The 19,170-nt window shown below is 35.9% G+C and carries 15 protein-coding genes and 1 tRNA gene; 5 read left to right on the top strand and 11 right to left on the bottom strand.

The window, feature by feature from the left end:
- Nucleotides 1–94: 94 nt before the first annotated feature.
- The 4 genes from HMAT_RS07810 to HMAT_RS07795 all read right to left on the bottom strand — a co-directional run bounded on the left by HMAT_RS07810 (nt 95) and on the right by HMAT_RS07795 (nt 3,963).
- The gene (locus HMAT_RS07810) at nt 95–1,075 is read right to left on the bottom strand and encodes a toprim domain-containing protein (RefSeq protein WP_104382182.1); all 981 of its coding nucleotides are present in this window, start codon (nt 1,073–1,075) and stop codon (nt 95–97) included.
- A 576-nt stretch (nt 1,076–1,651) separates the two neighbouring features.
- The gene (locus HMAT_RS07805; RefSeq protein WP_233789140.1) at nt 1,652–2,476 is read right to left on the bottom strand and encodes an RteC domain-containing protein; all 825 of its coding nucleotides are present in this window, start codon (nt 2,474–2,476) and stop codon (nt 1,652–1,654) included.
- Between the two features lie 163 nt (nt 2,477–2,639).
- On the bottom strand, nt 2,640–3,161 hold the full coding sequence (locus HMAT_RS27715; protein ID WP_371412042.1) for a helix-turn-helix transcriptional regulator: 522 nt from the start codon (nt 3,159–3,161) through the stop codon (nt 2,640–2,642).
- Nucleotides 3,162–3,615: 454 nt separating this feature from the next.
- Nucleotides 3,616–3,963 carry a hypothetical protein gene (locus HMAT_RS07795; protein WP_104382179.1) on the bottom strand — a complete coding sequence of 116 codons (348 nt, stop codon included), beginning with the start codon at nt 3,961–3,963 and terminating at the stop codon, nt 3,616–3,618.
- A 656-nt stretch (nt 3,964–4,619) separates the two neighbouring features.
- Here HMAT_RS07795 and HMAT_RS07790 point away from each other — a divergent pair.
- Genes HMAT_RS07790 through HMAT_RS07775 form a run of 4 tightly spaced genes read left to right on the top strand, consistent with a single transcriptional unit; the run spans nt 4,620 to nt 10,874 of the window.
- Entirely contained in the window at nt 4,620–4,988 is a 369-nt protein-coding gene (locus HMAT_RS07790; RefSeq protein WP_104382178.1) for a hypothetical protein, read from the top strand.
- A 19-nt stretch (nt 4,989–5,007) separates the two neighbouring features.
- The gene (locus HMAT_RS07785; RefSeq protein WP_104382177.1) at nt 5,008–6,225 is read left to right on the top strand and encodes a TlpA disulfide reductase family protein; all 1,218 of its coding nucleotides are present in this window, start codon (nt 5,008–5,010) and stop codon (nt 6,223–6,225) included.
- Between the two features lie 10 nt (nt 6,226–6,235).
- Nucleotides 6,236–9,487, top strand: a complete 3,252-nt coding sequence (locus tag HMAT_RS07780; RefSeq protein WP_104382176.1) for a SusC/RagA family TonB-linked outer membrane protein — start codon at nt 6,236–6,238, stop codon at nt 9,485–9,487.
- Nucleotides 9,488–9,497: 10 nt separating this feature from the next.
- Nucleotides 9,498–10,874, top strand: a complete 1,377-nt coding sequence (locus tag HMAT_RS07775) for a RagB/SusD family nutrient uptake outer membrane protein (RefSeq protein ID WP_104382175.1) — start codon at nt 9,498–9,500, stop codon at nt 10,872–10,874.
- 77 nt (nt 10,875–10,951) lie between these two features.
- Here HMAT_RS07775 and HMAT_RS07770 read toward each other — a convergent pair whose 3' ends face one another.
- The 7 genes from HMAT_RS07770 to HMAT_RS07735 all read right to left on the bottom strand — a co-directional run bounded on the left by HMAT_RS07770 (nt 10,952) and on the right by HMAT_RS07735 (nt 18,320).
- Nucleotides 10,952–11,317: a hypothetical protein gene (locus HMAT_RS07770; RefSeq protein WP_158655662.1), complete on the bottom strand. Its 366-nt coding sequence runs from the start codon at nt 11,315–11,317 to the stop codon at nt 10,952–10,954.
- Nucleotides 11,318–11,987: 670 nt separating this feature from the next.
- The gene (locus HMAT_RS07765) at nt 11,988–12,941 is read right to left on the bottom strand and encodes an AraC family transcriptional regulator (RefSeq protein WP_104382173.1); all 954 of its coding nucleotides are present in this window, start codon (nt 12,939–12,941) and stop codon (nt 11,988–11,990) included.
- A gap of 136 nt (nt 12,942–13,077) precedes the next feature.
- Nucleotides 13,078–13,788, bottom strand: coding sequence for a TetR/AcrR family transcriptional regulator (locus HMAT_RS07760; protein WP_104382172.1), 711 nt, complete (start codon nt 13,786–13,788; stop codon nt 13,078–13,080).
- A gap of 540 nt (nt 13,789–14,328) precedes the next feature.
- A complete protein-coding gene (locus tag HMAT_RS07750; protein ID WP_104382170.1) occupies nt 14,329–14,637 on the bottom strand; it encodes a nuclear transport factor 2 family protein in 309 nt (102 codons plus the stop codon).
- A 40-nt stretch (nt 14,638–14,677) separates the two neighbouring features.
- Nucleotides 14,678–15,883 (bottom strand): tyrosine-type recombinase/integrase, encoded by a 1,206-nt coding sequence (locus HMAT_RS07745; RefSeq protein ID WP_104382169.1) that lies wholly within the window; start codon nt 15,881–15,883, stop codon nt 14,678–14,680.
- A 105-nt stretch (nt 15,884–15,988) separates the two neighbouring features.
- Nucleotides 15,989–16,075 (bottom strand) — tRNA-Ser (locus HMAT_RS07740).
- Nucleotides 16,076–16,202: 127 nt separating this feature from the next.
- Nucleotides 16,203–18,320, bottom strand: a complete 2,118-nt coding sequence (locus HMAT_RS07735; protein WP_104382168.1) for an HD family phosphohydrolase — start codon at nt 18,318–18,320, stop codon at nt 16,203–16,205.
- 152 nt (nt 18,321–18,472) lie between these two features.
- Here HMAT_RS07735 and rpe point away from each other — a divergent pair, with 152 nt between their 5' ends.
- On the top strand, nt 18,473–19,153 hold the full coding sequence (gene rpe, locus HMAT_RS07730) for a ribulose-phosphate 3-epimerase (RefSeq protein ID WP_104382167.1): 681 nt from the start codon (nt 18,473–18,475) through the stop codon (nt 19,151–19,153).
- Nucleotides 19,154–19,170: the final 17 nt, after the last annotated feature.

Below are 19,170 nucleotides of genomic sequence, written 5' to 3'. Positions count from 1 at the left end.
ATGCTTACTGTATAAATAGTATAGTTGCTATTTTGCTGTATTGCATAATGGCCAATTTAATAAAAGCCCTATGGCCTAATTCGAAAAAGTATATTTAACGTTTATAGGTTGCTAAGATTTTTTCAAATATATTATCTTCTTCCCACGGCATACGGGTATTTTTTCGGGCAAGCAACATCTCGTTGTAATCTTTGAAATTGCCGTAAATATGCGAGCAATCAATTGCATGAGGAATCTCTTTTTTAATCAGTTTGAAGGCTGTATCACCGGCGTTGTCGTGATCAAAGTATACATCAATATTTAAAAAATCACGTGCTTTTTTCACAGCAATATCCAGTAGATTGACAGAATTGAGGACAATAATAGAATCGGTAGCATTGGGATTATCTTTTTTCCAGCTTAAATAATCCAGAAAGCCTTCGAACATCGACAGTTTATTTGTGTCCCCATCGATAACTGAAATTCCCTTTCGACCAAGACAGGATTTGAAATCGAAAACACCTACTTTATTTCGGAGCTCCCAACCTTCATTTTCATTCGGCCATCCAGCGGAGAAGTAAGTTTTACCTTTTTTTGGTCCAGTTTCAATACTATAATAGATTTCTTTAATCTTTCCTTGTGCCTGCTCCCAAATACCACGTTTTTTAAGATACTGTTCGATCGAATGATTGTTGCCAAGTTCTTTAATCTCCTGAATTTTGTAATTGGCGAGACGAGTCGCCTTCATGCGTGGCCGGATTTTTCTATCTGTATTTAGGGAGACAATTTTAGTTGGAAGGAGCATGATTTGATTTATTTTATCAAGGGCTTCCTTAAAAGTTGTAGGATGCCAAAATGCTAATGCAAAATCAATAACATTACCACCCTTTATACCAGAGGTATTGGCACCTCCGTGGTCGAACCAAACGTCTAATTGTTCATTTACGCATAGCGACGGTGTATTTTCTTTACGGAGCATACTACTATAAAATAGTTCTTTACCTGATTTACGAGATGGGTGATGACCCAAGCGGGCGAGAAAGTCAACCAAAGAAACTTCATCTTTGATCTGTTTTGCGTTTCTGATTGTTTCCATAGAGTTGCAGGATTAAAATGTTTTCAGAAATAAAAAAGGGGCAAATCTTTTGCCCCTTACTATATGTAGAATGATGTAATCACAGTTGGATTTATTGATACGTATCGCTACGAGAGTGGACACTCTATTTTTTTATATGTTCGGGAATACACACGTTGGTAAATACTTACCCGCCGAAACCGGCTGCCTATGGTTCATCAAAAATATCTTTTTGACTGCACGATAATTTCCGTTTGTTAAGTGGAAATGCTTTTTCCCCCAATGTCAAAGAACGAGTCCTTATGGGGCAAAATTGGCAAGTGTAGGCATGGGGAATTCCCAAGTTGAATAACTTGGTATAGATTTTTTTCGGCTATTTTTTTTCTAAAATTGAAAGGGAGAAAATGTGAGAAGGGATATATTTTGATTAGAAATATGAGTGCAAACTTAATTTTGTTGAAATTTAGGAGTTTTAAGCTTTATGGCTAAAAATAGTGTTATAATACGTGAATTATAATGGATATAATTTACCAATATCAGTATGTTGGGATCGCAGGAAAATCTTTAATATTTTCAAAATAATAATCATTTACCACCTCATTTTGATCTAAATTTAAATGAGTTTTCTATTTGTGCATTAATATTATTACGCATCTCATCTAGATATTTGGTGTAACTAACCGTTTTTCTCCGGCGTATATCGACGAACATTCTGTACGCCTGACTTAGATCTACGTTAAAACTATCTTCAAGCCAATGAATAATATCTGAAATTTCAGCTTTCCCGTTATTCACACGGGCGGTGTAGTAAATTCCATATGCAATTTCAACTAAATCTACTTTGTCGCCGGACCATGAACGTTGTCTTTTTTTTAAAAGTGTGTTTATGAAAATATCGCTTGTTTCCTTAATCAGTAATTTGATCCTTCGAATTATAAAATCTTTTAGCATTTCATAAGCTCTAAACATACTAAATAAGTGATCCAATTCAGTGGAAAATTCTGTCTCAAGAGATGAGTTTTCTGCGGATGGGGGGAATAGGGATCTATAGCGCCTTAGGAAATAGATATTGTCTTTTGAATTTTCATCTTTTAAATAATACTGGTAAAAGAAGGCATGAATTTTAAAGAATCGGTCTATTACATTGATTTCATTCACGTAATAATTTCTTATCATATCTTCTGTACCAACTGGAGTAGACGATATGATATTATATAATTCTATATAATAGTGTTGCCAAGCTTGAAAGGCTGGTTTTGTATACTTAAAAAAGTCAATCTCATCCTGATCGCTTAAAAATGATTTCGTGCGGATATGATCTCTTAAAGAAGAGAGATTTTCCTTAATTATAATCAATGTGTCGTTCAGATTTACAACTGAATCATTAAGAGATCCATTAATAACAGCAAATCGTGCTGTCATGACTGAATATCGGCTATCGAATTCCTTTGGTATCATATTCTATCTCTGATTAACTAACTTGTTGGTTTTTTAATCGAAAATATGATCAAAAGAAGAAATTACATAGCGTATGTTTTACGTAATTGTGTACGTAAAACATGCGTAATGAAGAAAAATGAAAGTTTTATAGCTTATTTATAAACCTCAGCTTTTCCATTAGGCGTTCTCTGGAAGAAACGCCTGTTTTTAGGAATATCCTTTCGATATGTTTATCTACGGTACGTATTGAAATGAATAGCTTTTCAGCGATCTGTTGCCTCTTGAGTCCATGAAAGAGTAAGGTGACTATTTCCGTTTCTCTTTCAGACAGCGCAAAGTATTGACAATTATTAATGATCAGCTTCTGATCGAATATCGAGGAGTAACAATTTTGTAATTGTTCATATTCTAGCCGCTTACTTTTTATCCAATTAGATAGCAAGAAAATATTCAGAATTATTGGGCCCAGATTTATGAAAATAGTTTCAACACTTATTCCCAAATTAAAATGGGTGATTGAGTATAGAAGACATCCAATTATAATTGTTGTAATTGATAAAGATTCTTCTTGAGTATATTCTTTATTGGAGTTATCTATGGAATTTTTTCCTTTCAGCTTTTTTAGCAGAAAAAGAAGGCTTAAATTATTTAAGCTTAATAACAACATTGTATATCGGTGCACGGATTCTAAATCTTTAAAGATGCCAGATAGGGCAATGAAATAAAAAGGAAAGGGCAGTGTAAATGAAATAAGAATTTCTTTTTTCCACTTACTATTTTCGTTAAGTAAATAAACGATAGGAAAATAATAAGCAACAATATAATTAAAGCTAGTTCGCAAGATGTTTGTAATAAACAAGGGAGTCTCAATATAATGATTTGGAAGAGATCCAATGATTATATTGAATAGGACTACTAATGCGAAATATATAAGTTTCCCTAGCCGGTCTCTTTCTTTAGGGCGTTCTAAGTAGTATAGACCCTGAGCTCCGAGCAACATAAATTGAATAACAACTACTCCCAGTAAACCGGGATGTATTTCTGTACAACCTATTTGCATAACATGTGAATTGGGGTCGAGACATGCTTAGGTACGGGTTGTAAAGCAAATAAATTTCTACTTATTTATTTTTAAGCTTTTCTTCTAGCTCTTTTATATATTTTACTTGATTTTCAATTATTAAATCATTTTTCTTTAATAGTATCTCGGCAAAGTCAAGTTTCTGACTTATATCATTAATTTCTCCTTGTATAAATGCTTTTAGAGGCTCTTTATCTTGATAATATTTTATAAAATTAATTTCTGCAAATTGTGAAAGTTTGAATAGTCTGCTAACCAAAATGTCATCTTTAGTCAGGAATTTTTCAAAAGCAGACTCAGAAAGTCCAATAGATTCACCTGCGTCTTTATTTGAAATACCCTTGAATCTTAAATTTTTCTGAATATATTTTCCAATTGTTTCTTCCATATATACAAAAGAGGTAGGAAAAATTATTGATACGCAATTTACAGCCTCCAAATAAATGTTTTAAACCTCCAAAATTTGGAGGTTTAAAATCTTATTTTTATATTTGAATAAATAGTTTATTAAAAATTATATGAACTAAATAGAATTAAATAATTCAAGTATAGTCAGTTCTAGATATTATTCTAGGTGGCAGCAATATTTAATGCATCCGACTCTCCCCAGCCAAAATTCGGAAATAGGATGCAGCGAGTGGCGCTCCTATAGTCGTGCAATTATATTTTTAATATATTTGATTTGCGGCATAGGTAGCTCGCTCGTCTTTCCGATCCTGGCTGGGGAGGGGGCGAGTAGAGAACTATGCCGTTCTTCTTTTCTCCTCGCTTTATTTCATTTAAATAAAGCAAGATATGTACCTAAAAAAATCACTTCTAAAAAATCTTTTCAAAGCTCCTGAATAGATGATTATTCTTGCCACAATGTGGCTCCTTATCGATTGCATGTCCCAATGTTGACCTTTTATTTTCCGTTTAATGCAATCATACATTGATGAATTGAATTTATTGTTTTTGGCTCGATTAATTCAGCAAATTTTTTGAATCTGATATCAGTTCGATAGAGATTTGAAATGAGCTATTTGAGCATTATCAATCAAAAATATGCATCCTCTTTACGCCAATTTGCTCGCTGCCGATTTACTATTTTATAATATTCATAAGGAAGATTATGATCCTATTTCTGATATACTAAATTTCTGGGATAATTATGATTTGGAAAGTATCCATCAATATTTACTAGATCTTTCCATTTTAATTGCTGAAGATGTTAAAAATTTAAAATTTGGTTTGGAAAGAGAGCGTATTCAAGAATTCCTCCTTGCGTTAATTCGTACTGCTATAGCTTACTACGTCGCCCATTTGAGGAAATTGGAATTAAAAGACATTGAATTATCAATTGCGAACAATGTAGCAAGTGAGGTGGAATTCAAGCGGAGCAGAATAATCTTTGATTTTTTTAAATCTATTTAACTGACCTAACAATTATACAATGAAAATTGTGAACCTTAATATTTCCTTCTGGGAACAGTTTCTGAGAACCTTCCTCTTAAAGAGATTGACTAATAACAGTTTAATTTTAAAATTACAACAGTTACCTTATTTGATAAAACCTTTGAAAAATAATGTTGATCAAATATTTATACGTTTCCTTTGTTTATTTTTTATTTTAATTTTTCCTTTCTGTGAAGCTATTTCAGTTACAAAATCAACAACACATGTTAAACCTTTAGAGGTAGGCGATTTAATTCCTGAAGAATTGTGGGATCTACCATTAAAAGTTGTGAATTATCCTTCGAAAAGAGAAGTTATAAAACTGAAAAATTATAAGAATAAAAAGTTGATAATACTCGATTTCTGGGCTACTTGGTGCGGTTCCTGTATAGTTAATATGCCTAGAACTCATAAGTTGGAACTAGAAAATGCAGGAATTGTATTTGTACCTGTCACCTATGAATCTTCTGAGAAAACTGTAAGTTTTATAAAGTCAAACTATATTACAGATTCATTGGATATATTCTCAATTGTGGGGGATGTTAAGATGAAAGAGTATTTTCCCCATAATTCTTTACCCCATTACGTATGGATCTCATCGGATGGAAGAGTCCGTTCGATAACTGGTGCCCGCCAGGTCACATCTGCTAACATAAACCGTATGCTGGACAGTTCTAATACTACAAATTTAGTAATGGCGAGGGATGTGATTCGCACTAGCGCACTTCTATTATCTAACGATTTAGATGATCTGGGACTTAAGCAGTATTCAGTATTTATCAAAGGGGTACGGCCCGAATATACACATCGTTTTTTTGAAAGAACCCTTAACGGAAGGGTTTATGGACGATGCTATACGAACGCAACACTAAAAGCTATCTACGCTACAATCGTCACTGAAATTCTAAGGCAGAAAGGAGTAATGTTCAATATGACGACCGATATAGTTCTTGATGTTAAAAATCCTCAACTGCTGGATTTTGAGCAAATGGGTGTGAATATTAAAAATCCGAATAGGCAGGCATTGAAATATGAGTGGGAAGAGGCGAATCTCTATAGTTATGATGTGATTATGCCCCTTAATAAATCTTCAGAGCTATATGATCATATTTTATCACTCATTAATGACTCTACACCATATGAAGGTATAATAGAGAAGTTGAAGGAGGGAGATCGTGAAAAATTTATTTTAATAATCAAGGACGACCAAAAATAGAATTATCATTATGAAAAGTAGCATTTTAATATACCTCGTATTGTTAGTTTTCTTTTCCATTTTTTTCTGTGCATTTGAAGTTAAAGCACAAGACGCTATAATTGGAAGGATACTTAATGCAAGTACAGGAAAACCAATGGAGTCTATTAACGTCGATGTTCGGAATGGGAAAAAAAGTATTTTTTTAAACTCAGACAACGAAGGTAGATTTCTTTTAAAGATCAATAAGTCTGATGATATTGTAATAAAAGTTTCTGCGGTAGGTTTTGCCAAATTGGATACGATTATTGGTGTCTCTAATTTGAAAGATAAACAGATTATCCTTCGTTTACAGGAAGCTAATACAAAGCTTGATGTGGTTGATGTAAATGTTTCAACAGGGTATCAAACTTTACCGAAGGAAAGAATTACAGGGTCTTTTTCTTGGATAGATAGTAAGAAGCTTGATGAGCAGATTTCCACTGATATTATAAGGAAATTAGATGGTACGGTAAATGGGCTGGTATTTGATAGGAGTACAAGCTCAACTCCAAGACTGAGCATTCGTGGGCTCAGTACCTTACAGCCATCGATGAATTCTCCTCTTATTGTGCTAGATAATTTTCCTTACGAAGGAGATATTAATAATCTGAATCCCAATGATATTGAGAATATTACAGTTCTTAAAGATGCAGCAGCTGCCTCAATATGGGGAGCAAAGGCTGCAAATGGTGTTATTGTAATTACTACAAAAAAAAGGAAATTAAATCAGCCGTTGAAGATCGATTTGATGCTAAACACATCGGTAATAGATAAGCCAGACTTGTACAATAAACAACAGATGAGCTCTTCTGATTTTATTGATGTGGAAAAAATGCTTTTTTCCAACGGTTATTATGAGAATGATATTAGCTCGAGCAACAAACCAGTGCTATCTCCGGTCATTGAATTATTGATTAAAAGGGGTGCGGCCAGTCCAACGGAAATACAGGAAATTGATAATACGATAGAGCTATTAAAACAGCATGATGTAAGGGATGACTTTGATAAATACATTTATAAAAAAGGTGTAAACCAGCAATATGCTATTAGCATGAATGGAGGGACGTCTAAAATGGGATGGAAGTCCTTTATCGGTAACGACATCAATTTGGACAATCTTGGAAATAAGTATAAGCGTATTAATTTAAGGCTTCAGAATACTATCATCCTTACGGACAATCTGAGCTTAAGCTCTAACTTAACTCTTACAAAAAGCGAAAACCATAGCGGACGGCAAGGAATAGGACAAATTAGTTCCAAAGGAGGGTTTTTGTATCCTTATGCTATGTTGGCAGATGCTCAGGGCAATTCTCTTGCTATTCCTAAAGATTGGCGTTACAGCTATATTGATACATTCGGAAATGGCAAATTATTGGACTGGAAATATTATCCATTAGAAGATTACAAATCAAACGAACAGAAGGGCGAAGTTTTGGATATTCTTGCAAATGTTTCATTAAATTATAAATTTCTGAAATGGTTCAAAGCTGATCTTTTGTATCAATACCAAAGGCAGGGGAGTTCGATGAATTACTATCGGAGTGACGAAAGCTATTTTGTTCGAGATTTTATTAATGGTTTTACTCAATTTGATGCTCAGGGAAATATGTTAAGAAAAGTCCCTGAAGGCGGTATTGTTGACTATCAGGATGGTACTATGGTTTTCCATAATACCAGAGGGCAGGTGAGTTTTGACAAGAAATCCGGGAATCACCTTATAAATGCAATATTGGGTACTGAATTAAGGCAATCAACGTCTTCAGGGCATGGGAGCAGAAGTTATGGCTTTGATTCCAATACAATGACATCTGGAGTTGTGGACTTTACTACAGCCTATCCCAACCTGATAACAGGAGCATCCCTTTTCATTGATAATGGTATCTCCTCGAATGAAAAGGTTACTCGGTTTTTGTCTGTGTATGGGAATGCTGCTTATACCTTTAAGAATAAGTATACACTTTCAGCCAGTGCCCGAAGAGATGCTTCAAATCTTTTTGGTTTTAAAACCAATGACCGCTGGAATCCACTTTGGTCATCAGGTGTGAGCTGGTTGATCTCTGATGAACGGATGTATAGAGAAAGCTTTATTGGGAAGACTATTCCTTACCTAAAGGCACGGTTAACATATGGTCGTAGCGGAAATATTCACCCGTCGCTCGCTGCTGTTACAACAATTCGATATCGAGGTAATTCCGTTTATACTCAATCACCGTATGCTAGTTTTGATAGATATGCGAATCCCGAATTAAAGTGGGAAACGACGGCTATGCTGAATATAGGATTAGATTTCGGTTCAAAAAATAATCGATTATCAGGATCAGTAGAATATTATCGGAAAAACTCCAATGATCTTTTTGCCAATGTTCCAATAGATTACTCAGGTGGAATTGGAACATCAGTAGTCAAAAATGCAGCAGAAATAAAAGGATCCGGATGGGATTTCGTTCTAAATACTATCAATATTGACAAATCTTTTAAATGGAGGACAGAGTTTAATTTTAGTACAAATCGAGATGAAGTAGTCAGCTATTATCTCCCTTCTGATAGAGGAAGTAATTTTATGTTGGTCATTCCTACTGTTACCGGCATAGTTGGAAAACCTGTCTACTCAATGTTATCTTATAAATGGGCTGGACTCGATCCTCTGACTGGTGCGCCAAGAGGTTATCTCAAAGGCGAAGTTAGTACAGCATACAGTGAAATCACCGGATCTGGAACTGCTGCAAGTGACCTTATTTATCATGGGGCTGTTAACCCAACAATGTTTGGCTCAGTTGGAAACAGCTTTTATTTTAAGGGCTTTTCCCTAGCGGTGAGGATTCAATATAAATTAAAGTACTTCTTTAGAAAACCGACGATCTCATATAATTCTTTGTACACAAATTGGAATGGACACTCCGATTATTCAAAAAGATGGAAAGAACCTGGTGATGAGATGAGGACCGATATCCCAGCTTTAACCTATCCAGCTTCCGTTCAATCCGAAGCCTTTTATCAATTTGCTGAACCATTCGTTTTAAAGGGAGATCATATCAGGCTTCAATATCTGAATTTCGCTTACGATTTCTCTAAGGGAAGATCCCGAATGCCTTTTGAGAGGTTCAAAGTTTTTTTGTCGGCAAGTAACTTAGGAATATTATGGCGTGCAAACAAAGAAGGATTGGATCCAGATTATTCCTATGATAATTTAATGATGGTGCCTTCTAAAACATGGAGTTTAGGTGCACAAATTACATTTTAAAACATCAGTTATGAAAGCAAATAAATCGTTTCGAGGAATATATTTCTCAATTTTCATGCTAGTTATAGCAATCTTCATCAACGGATGCGATAAATTTTTGTCCGAGAAACCCGATAAAAGTTTAGCTATCCCAAGTACATTAAAAGATCTTCAAGCGCTTTTAGATAATAAAGGTGCCCTTACCTCAGAACCGAATACGGGTGAGATCAGTTCGGGAGATTTTTACCTTCAAAACTCGGATTGGACATCTTTATCTTCTGAGGCAAACCGACGTGCATATATTTGGGAAAAAGACTATCTCTTTCTGACAAATGCAGTGGAATGGCAAACATATTCTACCGCTGTTTACTATTGTAATTCGGTTTTGGAGGGGCTGGAAGGAGTTGCTCGTACGGGTAGCAATTCGGTATTATATGATAATATCAAAGGGCAGGCTCTCTTTTTTCGTGCTAAAAATATGCTTGCGGCGAGTGGCATTTGGTGTTTAGCTTACGATGAGTCAACAGCCTCCAGTGATCTTGGCCTTCCTTTAAGAGTGAATACCAATTTTAATGAGCCGTCGGTCAGATCAAGTTTAAGACAGACATATGAACATATTATATCTGATTTAAAGAACGCAGTACTTTTATTACCAGTAATTCCAGTAAGTTATGTTCGTCCTTCAAAACCCGGGGCCTTTGCATGTCTTTCAAGAACATTTTTAGCCATGCGAAGATATGAAGAGGCGAATGTATATGCGGATTCATGCCTACAGCATTTTGACGCACTTATTGACTATAATACGTTAGCCAGTAGCAAGGCAACATATCCTTTTGTAAGTTTAAATAATGAGGTTCTTTCAGAGGCTGGAATGGCCGTGGGGCAGATTTTAAATCTAACAAGGGCCCGGGTTGTGGATGAATTGTATAATCAATATGACAATGATGACCTTCGTAAAACTCTATTTTTTACCAATAATTCAGATGGATCGCATGGATTTAAAGGTCGATATAGCGGGGGAACAAGTTTGTTTTCGGGATTTGCAACCGACGAGGTGATTCTGACTAGGGCAGAGTGTCTTGTAAGAACTGGTAATAGGGCTGAGGCATTAAAATTATTAAACAGACTTTTGATTACGAGATGGAAAAAGGGGACATTTTCAGCTATAACAGCTGCAAGTGATAATGAAGCTTTAGAAATTATTCTATCCGAACGTAGAAAAGAATTGTTATTTAGAGGATTGCGATGGATTGACCTTAAAAGGCTAAATAAAGAAGGTAGAAATATAACCATCAGACGGCAATTGAATGGTCAAGAATATATGCTTCCGTCTAATGATCTCAGGTATGCGTTACCAATTCCCGAAGATGTCGTTGAGCTTTCGGGTATGCAACAAAATCCTAGATAAAATAAAAAAGGCATCGGAGTTAATCCGATGCCTTAATGTTTAAATAAGTAGTCGTAGGGAGCTTTAAAATAAGATTTTTACATCTCTGGTTTACGCGAATCTGCGTTTGAAGCTACGGCATTCGGGTTGCTCGGATACTTGGTATTTAAATAGCTTACCAATTGAGTTGTATTAGATATCGTAGCATCCGTTACCGTAAAAGTACAAGGTAGAGTTTCGGCATCGTCTGAGCAATCTGGGTTTGATGAAACTCCGCTTTGCCAATAACTTGCGTTATATATCTGACTTTGATCCGTTCCTGTAAAATGCCATGTACTAGCTTTTACTAATGTAGGAGCGCTGGGAGAATTAGTTTTCTCTTTCGCTTTTACCATAAAGAAAACTCCGAACAATAAAATGAATACTGTTACTCCTGTGAAGATTTTAGATTTTAAGGTTTTCATAATAAGATTTTTTAATGTGTAATATTTCCGCTTCCGGCGGATTTTAAATTTATAATAAGCAATTTTAAAATTGGTCAATCGGTTTCCTAGAAATCAAATAACCAGGAATCGTCGGAAGATGTGAAATTTTCGGTCATACCTTTCTTTTTGATCATCGTGATCGAAAAGAAAACTCGTTGAGAGGGATTTGCGATAAGATATATTCCCATGAATATTTTGTCTCTCAATTTGGTGGGTGAGAGTGCTAAAATCCTTACTGAATTTGGGAATTAAACCGTTGTTACATTTTATTATGCTTTTCATTTCTACTCAATTTTAAAAGCCAATATTTTAGAAATGGAGTGGTTAACCATCTTTAGCCAAAACTTATTTCCAATTATTAATATATTTTCATTCATGTTTCGACATCCGATCTCGACCCAGTTTAGCATACCAGCGGAAACAGACAGCTTTTAACTATCTTGTCGAAACTTAACCATCCAGAAATGGCCCGTACCTTGGTATGCAGACTAATCCTTGACTGTTTTAAAGTCTCTCTTTACACTTTAAAAGTCGGCTTAAATTGGTTTTACTAGATAGGAAAAAACATACAAAATATTGCAGTTTTATATTATATTTTAGTGGTTTTGGGTGTGTTTTGTCTTTTAAGGGAAAAATTGACAAAATTTAATTACATAAATTTCGATGGTGGTAAACCGAAATATTTTTTAAATTGTTTACTAAAACTTTGAAAATCTAAGTATCCTACAAGGTTATACACTTGTGTTGGAGTCATTTGTTCCAATGTGATTAAGTCCTTTGCTCGTTCTAATCTCTTTTTAATTAAATAACTGTGTGGTGTGGTCCCGAATTCCTTTTTGAAAGTTTGAATCAGTGTTTTTTCGGTCGTAAAAAAAAGCTCTGCTAGTATTTTGTTATTTATATTGATGTCAGCGAAGTTAATATCAATATAATCTTTTATAATATAGGCCCGACTTGAATGTTTTTTGTCTAATAAAAGCTGATATTGGCTAATTATTGCTTTTACATTTATCAATAGGAGGGTTTCAAGCTCAATAGGATTATCTTGATTTAAGCTAAATAAGTGAAACAAAAGATCATTTAATTTTTTGTCAATTGAACACAAGGAAAGCTGCCCGAATAACTTTTGATCATTTTTCATCGATTTAAGAAATAGTTCTAAACTTGGATAATTTTCGCTATTCCTATGAAGCCAACCCGTTCTTGGTATAATGCAGAAAAATTGATGTTTACCTTTTAAAAGCTTGAAAAGGTATTTGCCTTTACGTTTGTATGTTGCATAACATGTATTTTCTGAAATTTCTGTAATGGGAATTCCCTCGTTGGTATAAAAAGATATATTTCCCTGCAACATCATGAATAGAAAAAGTCTCTTTTTCTCATTGATATAAGTTGTTAATAAATCCTTATGCAGCTCTATGGTTGTCAGTTCTATTAAATAAAGGTAATGGCTAAAATACTGGCTGTACATAGTACCCTCCTGGAAAACCTTTTTTTCGGCTTTTGCATAGGATATTTTTATATTAAATGAATTGGGTATATTTCCTGTTATATCAGAAATAACATCCTTTGTTTTAAATACATGCCTAATCGTTCTTTGCATTATAATTTATGTGTTTATTTCAACTCTCATTAGTCAATTATTTAAGACTGCAAGCTAAATTATAGAAGTTTTCTTAATAGTGTTTTCTTTGGAAAATACTACTATTTTTTATGGATTTGGTCTAAATGACATAGTATTATTTCTGTTGTTCCCACTTTTCTAAAGTCTCGTTTGCCTCATATAAATTGATTACTTTTTTCTGGGCTGCGATTACAGCTGCTTGATGCGCTATGGTTTGCTGTTGTTGTTCGAACTCTTGGGTTTGCAAGGAGATTTTATTATCTAAGATATCTTTATTTATTAGATTAGCCATAACAGATTGCTTAAGGTTAGCGAGATTTTCGCGTTCCTTACCCAGACGGGATAAAATAGGAAACATGGCCAAGATATTCAAGATTTCCATCGATTTATCTTGCGGGGTTTGTGCTGTTACAAATTGATTTTTAGTTATTCCTTCTTCAATGATGGAAGTAAGCCAATCAGCTAGAAAATCATAAAATTTCCCTACTTCCAATTTGATATTAGGATCTATATCGTTCATATCCGAGGAAATAGAAACAATGGGACACATCTGTCCTTTGTCTGCTAAACCCACATAAAAGTCGATCAGTAGAGAAAGTTTTTCCTGTGGTTTATTTTCTGATATTGTTTCAAATAAAGCAGCTTGTATATTTTGAGAATAATGTATTATTTCGATTATAAGGTCTGATTTGGTCGGGAAATAATAATGTATTGAAGATGTTTTAATTCCGATTTCGTTTGCAATGTCATGGAAACTGAAAGCATTAAAACCATTGTTAGATAACATCTTTGCAGCTGTATTGACTATTTTCTCTTTTGTTGTCATAATCTATCTACTAGTAGGTAGATAAAGATAGGCTTTTTTATCGCAAATAGATTAGCTGAATTTAATTTTGTTTAATACAAAAACAGGACATTATATGATATAAGGTCCTGTTGTTAAGGTTATATAGTATGATATATACTTTATCTCCCAATACAGATTTTAATTATTCAAAGGTCTCAAAAATATGGATCGGTCTTTTAAAAATGCTGTTACCCATATCAAGGCCAAAGGAATTCCTGGATTAAGCATTGAACCATCATGGGATAATTCTGTTGCCATTGCTCCGGCAAAATAGCAGTTCAACAAGATAAAGCCGATACGCATTGTTTTTGGAATTAGAAAAGAATAGTAAATGACATTTCCATTAACCCAAGTACTGTAGCAGAATTTGGAAGGTTGAATTTAACCAGACCAGCGACTGACCAGGGTAAATAAATGGCTTTCATTAGACCATTTGCAATAACCACTATTCCTACGAGTACAGTCAGCGAAGTAGCTATGATTTTATGTGTTTTCATTTTAGATACTTGATTTTAACTATCAATTGTTCAGTGTTCTTGTTTCAATAATCAGAAAATGTCCGATACGTTCTTTTATTAGCCATTTACCGTTTTGGAAGATATATACGTCTTCATACTTTACGCTGTAATCCGTAATAATATCTTTCCCTTCCTTTTCCCTGATCATTTTAAGCAGTGAAAAAGAAATTCCTGTAGCATTATTTCCATCTATTTTTACGGTATGCTGTCCATTTAAGGTGAAATAGGTTTTAACCTCAGCTGCATGTATGCTAAATTCCTTTTTCAGTGTTTCTGTTCCGGTTGTACTAGCAACCTCGCTTCCATTCATATAGACTTTATAGAATGGATGAAATAAAAACAATAAGAGTCTAAAAATTAATTGTTTTTTTCTTCATGACTGTGTTGTCTATGATCAGGTCCCTTTTATACGCTTCAAATGCGGCCCTGTCTCTGTGACCGGTAAGTGTCATTACCTGGTTGTCATCAAATCCTGCCGTGATCAATGAAACAACGCGTGTATGTTTCCATGAGTATAAAGTATAATTGTAGTCCAATTCGAGATTTTCTTTGATCTTTTGGTATCTTCTTCTGAAATAATCTTCATAAACCTGATGCGGAGAAATCGTTTTGCCTTTTCCAAAGATGTAGTGGTTAAGATTGGCTTTGTCAATTCCCATTTCAAGGATCAGTTCATGTAGCTCATCACAGATAGGGACAAGTCGGTCTCCGGTTTTTCCATTGGGCCCGGGAACCTTGATCTGACGCGAGAAGAGATCAATGTCCTGCACCCTAAGATGACGGATTTCCTTGGGGCGCATGCATGAATAGAAGATCCATTTGGAGTAATTATAAATCTCTGGATCATTTTTGAGCTCTGATTTCACTTTTTCGGCCACGACAGGCGAATAATATTTATTTTTTTCTGCCCTGTCTTTCTTGATGATCAGGTCGGACAGGTCGATTTCATATTTTATGGACCGGTTCTGTTTTTTTTCAAGTTTGGAAACTCTGGTGAAGAACTGGCTCATGAATTTCGCGTGATTGTTATAAGTCCTGGGAGTCCATTCCTCTTCGAAAAAATAATAGTCCAGAAAATCCTGGATATGTCCATCGGTAAGTGCCGAGCAGGGGATATGGGGATCATCCATGGATTCCACATATTTTTTCAGGTTGTTCAGGAATGAAACATAAGTCCGGGTGGTGTTTTCGCTCAGACCGCATTTTCTGCCGTATTCCAGGAATTTTTCAGCGGCTAGGGGAACGGACCATGGTTTTTGCTTCTTTTGTTCGTTCTGGAGGCTTAATATGCTTTCCTGTTCGGTGATCTGCTGGCAAAGGATCTCCTGGGGCAGGAAAGGGTTGAATCCGAATGCCAGCGCGTAATCTATGTCTTCCCTGAGCTGCTGCGCGGCCAGTTCCTTTTCCTCGGGGTCATGGATATAGTTGATTCCGTCCCTGACATAGAATTTTCTGAATTTTCCCGTCTGGCCGGGGAGCTGGTATTCATAGACAACTCTCCAGTCCCCGTTCGCCGCCCTGACGATCCGCGCGTTCTTGAACATTCTTGTCCTCATGAACCGCTTTCTTCCGGATTTTAAACTTGGTGCTGTTTTTGGTGCTGCCTTCGCGCCAGAAACAAAAAAAGCGCTTTCTGATTCCTCTGAAAGCGCTTTTGTCTGCGGAAGAGGCGGGATTCGAACCCGCGGTACCGTTTCCAGTACGACAGTTTAGCAAACTGTTCCTTTCGGCCACTCAGGCACCCTTCCGTGTTTTGACATTGCAAACATAAGGCAATTATTTGAATCTGCAAAGCCTAAATATCAAAAAAAATGCAAAAAAAACGTAACGTCACAATAAGCATTTGAATTTCAATTTGTTGTTTGGCAATTAAAATTACAATGTTTTTTTGCTTAAATCGTAATCCACCCGAACATGGTAGATGCTTTTAAGCATCGCCTTGAAAATAACGGCGGATTCGGTGATATCTTTCAATGTAATATTGCTATTGTTGAATTGTCCGCGCATTAGTTTATGTTCGATTATTTTATCCACAAGATTATTGATGGACTCTTCTGACGGTTCTTTTAAAGCTCTGGACGCCGCTTCTACTGAATCGGCCATCATGAGCACAGCCGTTTCCTTGGAGAAGGGAATAGGACCGGGGTAGGTAAATAAAGATTCGTCAACGAGTTTGTCAGGATTGTTTTTAACAAACACATTGTAAAAGTAGTCTACACGAGTGGTACCATGGTGTGTCCGTATAAAATCGAGGATCACTTCGGGAAGCTGATGTTTTTTAGCAATATCTACACCCTTGATGACATGGGAGATAATGATCTGCGCGCTTTGTTCCGGAGAAAGTTCATCGTGTGGATTTTTTTCCGTTTTTTGGTTCTCAATAAAAAATTGTGGATTGGTCAATTTGCCGATGTCATGGTACAGTGCTCCGGCGCGGACCAGCAGCGGGTTGCCACCAATTTTATAAATTGCTGCTTCAGCTAGATTGGCTACCTGTAAGGAGTGCTGAAAAGTACCTGGCGCTTTAAACGAGAGTTCTCGCAATAGCTTGGAGTTACTGTTTGTGAGCTCCATCAGCGTCAGGTCAGATACTATTCCAAAGAGTTTTTCGAAAGCATAGATCATCGGATAGGCCAGCAACGTGATCATGACACTGACCAGGAATGGAAGGAGGTCTGCCCAGTAGATGGTGTCAATAGAGCCATTTCTTGTGACCACTAGTCCGATGTAAGCGATCCAGTATGTCCCTAGGATGATTGCTGAAGAAACAAATAGTTGTTCACGTTTTACCAATGTCTTGATACTGTAGATTGCAACGATGCCTGCCATAAATTGTAAAAAGACAAACTCAAAACTGTTGGGAACAAATAGTCCCGCCAGGAGCACCATCAACAGATGGATGTTTAGAGCAACGCGGGTGTCAAATAGGATGCGGATAATAATGGGGACGGCACAAAACGGAATATAATACAAATTTGGTATTTTGATCTTGATGGCCCAAGAGAGTACAGCAAGCATCCCGATGATGACAATCATGATAATCATCAATAACCTATTGTTGAAATAAATGTCCTTTCGGAAAAGGAAAAGAAATACCATGAGTATCGAAAGAGCGAGGGATATAATCAGAAATTGCCCTAGTGTGACATAGTTTTGATTCCCGCTTATTTTGCCTTCATCTTCATACACTTTACGTAGCGATTCGAGCTTCTGGTAAGTCTCATTGGATATAATTTTTTCTTTTTCCGCAATCAGTTCACCTTTCTGAACAACACCTCGCGTAGCGGATATATTTGTGATCGCATTTTGTTCAAGTGCTTCGGTTTGCTGGTCGTTATAGATGTAATTAATCGTGATATAATTTTTTAATGTCTCCTCGAGCCAACCTTTCTGTTTGATTTTGGTCAGCTTGGGCATTAAATTGTCCATATACTCATACGAGCTTTCGATCGTGTAACAGTCTGCCGTATTTTTTTGCGAAGCAACCTTATCTTGTATTAAGGTAAAATTATAATGTTTCGAAGCCGGGGATTTATCATTGTTGCGGTTTTGAAACCGATTATTCAGCGAGAGGATACCTTTCCCATAGAGGTGGTTTAATATCGCATTCCCGGCACTGCGATAATCGTTGATATTTTCATGTGTGGTATCCAGTTTACTGCTTTGCCATTTTTCGGACAAATCGGTATTGAATTGGTCGATCTGCTCTTTGCTTGTTGTCGAATTGGCATTATAAATCGGCTGGATCGTATTTAAAATACTTTTTTTGTCTGCATTGAGTTCTTCCTGTGTCTTTAGGATCGCAAAATTGTAAGGTGATATCAGATTTTCATGGTTCCAGACTTTTCCTTTTTGGAACTCATATCGGAATCGTGGTTGTTTGGGAAGAAAAATACAAATCAGGACGATGGTGATTAATATTAATCCAATTTTCCGGATGAGATTTTCGGTTGTATTGAGTTCTCTTTTGTATTTTATTTTTAATCTTCCCACTGTGAACGATGTTTTTATATAAAGTTAATATACAAATGTAGTTATAATTTATTTTTTGTGAATTCTATTGGCTACAGTTTGATTCACGTTAAATGTGTACAATGCTGTGTCGAACGAAAAATACTTGTTATCTTTGCGAAAAAAAATACAACATGTCAACAAAATCACATCTTATTGCACCATCCGTTCTTGCTGCAGACTTCGCAAAATTATACGATGATATTATCATGGTAAACAATAGTGAGGCTGATTGGTTTCATATCGATATTATGGACGGTGTTTTTGTGCCGAATATCTCGTTTGGATTTCCAGTAATGCAAGCTATTGCGAAACATGCCACAAAACCGTTGGATGTACATTTGATGATTGTTGATCCTGATCGTTATTTACAAGTGTGTAAGGATTCTGGCGCCGAGATAATTACCGTGCATTATGAGGCATGCACGCACTTGCACCGTACATTGGCAGCTATTAAAGAATTGGGCTGCAAAGCAGGGGTCGCATTAAACCCACATACGCCGGTGGCTCTTTTGAAAGATGTTTTGGCGGACCTGGATCTGGTCTGTCTGATGTCTGTCAACCCTGGATTTGGTGGGCAAAAGTTCATTTCAAATACTTATACGAAAGTACAGGAGCTTCGTGCAATGGCTGCCGGAATAAACGATGGTTTGCTTATTGAAATTGATGGCGGAGTGACGACTGCAAATGCAGCGCAGCTGTTGAAAGCGGGTTCTGATGTACTCGTTGCTGGTTCTTTTGTATTTAATGCATCGGATCCATTGGAGACCATCAAAACATTGAAAGATATAGATATCAATATAGAAAGCATATAGCGGTATTTAGAGGTGAT

Origin of the sequence: Sphingobacterium sp. HMA12 (assembly GCF_002933815.1) — a bacterium.
Classification (GTDB): Bacteria; Bacteroidota; Bacteroidia; order Sphingobacteriales; family Sphingobacteriaceae; genus Sphingobacterium.
This window is presented reverse-complemented; position numbering and strand designations above follow the sequence as displayed.

Bases quoted from the DNA above. Each gene is read 5' to 3' on its own strand.
- HMAT_RS07750 (WP_104382170.1), bottom strand. From the start codon at position 14,637: ATGAATGGAAGCGAGGTTGCTAGTACAACCGGAACAGAAACACTGAAA.
- HMAT_RS07770 (WP_158655662.1), bottom strand. From the start codon at position 11,317: ATGAAAACCTTAAAATCTAAAATCTTCACAGGAGTAACAGTATTCATT.
- HMAT_RS07765 (WP_104382173.1), bottom strand. From the start codon at position 12,941: ATGCAAAGAACGATTAGGCATGTATTTAAAACAAAGGATGTTATTTCT.
- HMAT_RS07785 (WP_104382177.1), top strand. From the start codon at position 5,008: ATGAAAATTGTGAACCTTAATATTTCCTTCTGGGAACAGTTTCTGAGA.
- HMAT_RS07805 (WP_233789140.1), bottom strand. From the start codon at position 2,476: ATGACAGCACGATTTGCTGTTATTAATGGATCTCTTAATGATTCAGTT.
- HMAT_RS27715 (WP_371412042.1), bottom strand. From the start codon at position 3,161: ATGTTGTTATTAAGCTTAAATAATTTAAGCCTTCTTTTTCTGCTAAAA.
- HMAT_RS07760 (WP_104382172.1), bottom strand. From the start codon at position 13,788: ATGACAACAAAAGAGAAAATAGTCAATACAGCTGCAAAGATGTTATCT.
- HMAT_RS07775 (WP_104382175.1), top strand. From the start codon at position 9,498: ATGAAAGCAAATAAATCGTTTCGAGGAATATATTTCTCAATTTTCATG.
- rpe (WP_104382167.1), top strand. From the start codon at position 18,473: ATGTCAACAAAATCACATCTTATTGCACCATCCGTTCTTGCTGCAGAC.
- HMAT_RS07790 (WP_104382178.1), top strand. From the start codon at position 4,620: ATGCATCCTCTTTACGCCAATTTGCTCGCTGCCGATTTACTATTTTAT.
- HMAT_RS07810 (WP_104382182.1), bottom strand. From the start codon at position 1,075: ATGGAAACAATCAGAAACGCAAAACAGATCAAAGATGAAGTTTCTTTG.
- HMAT_RS07795 (WP_104382179.1), bottom strand. From the start codon at position 3,963: ATGGAAGAAACAATTGGAAAATATATTCAGAAAAATTTAAGATTCAAG.
- HMAT_RS07780 (WP_104382176.1), top strand. From the start codon at position 6,236: ATGAAAAGTAGCATTTTAATATACCTCGTATTGTTAGTTTTCTTTTCC.
- HMAT_RS07745 (WP_104382169.1), bottom strand. From the start codon at position 15,883: ATGAGGACAAGAATGTTCAAGAACGCGCGGATCGTCAGGGCGGCGAAC.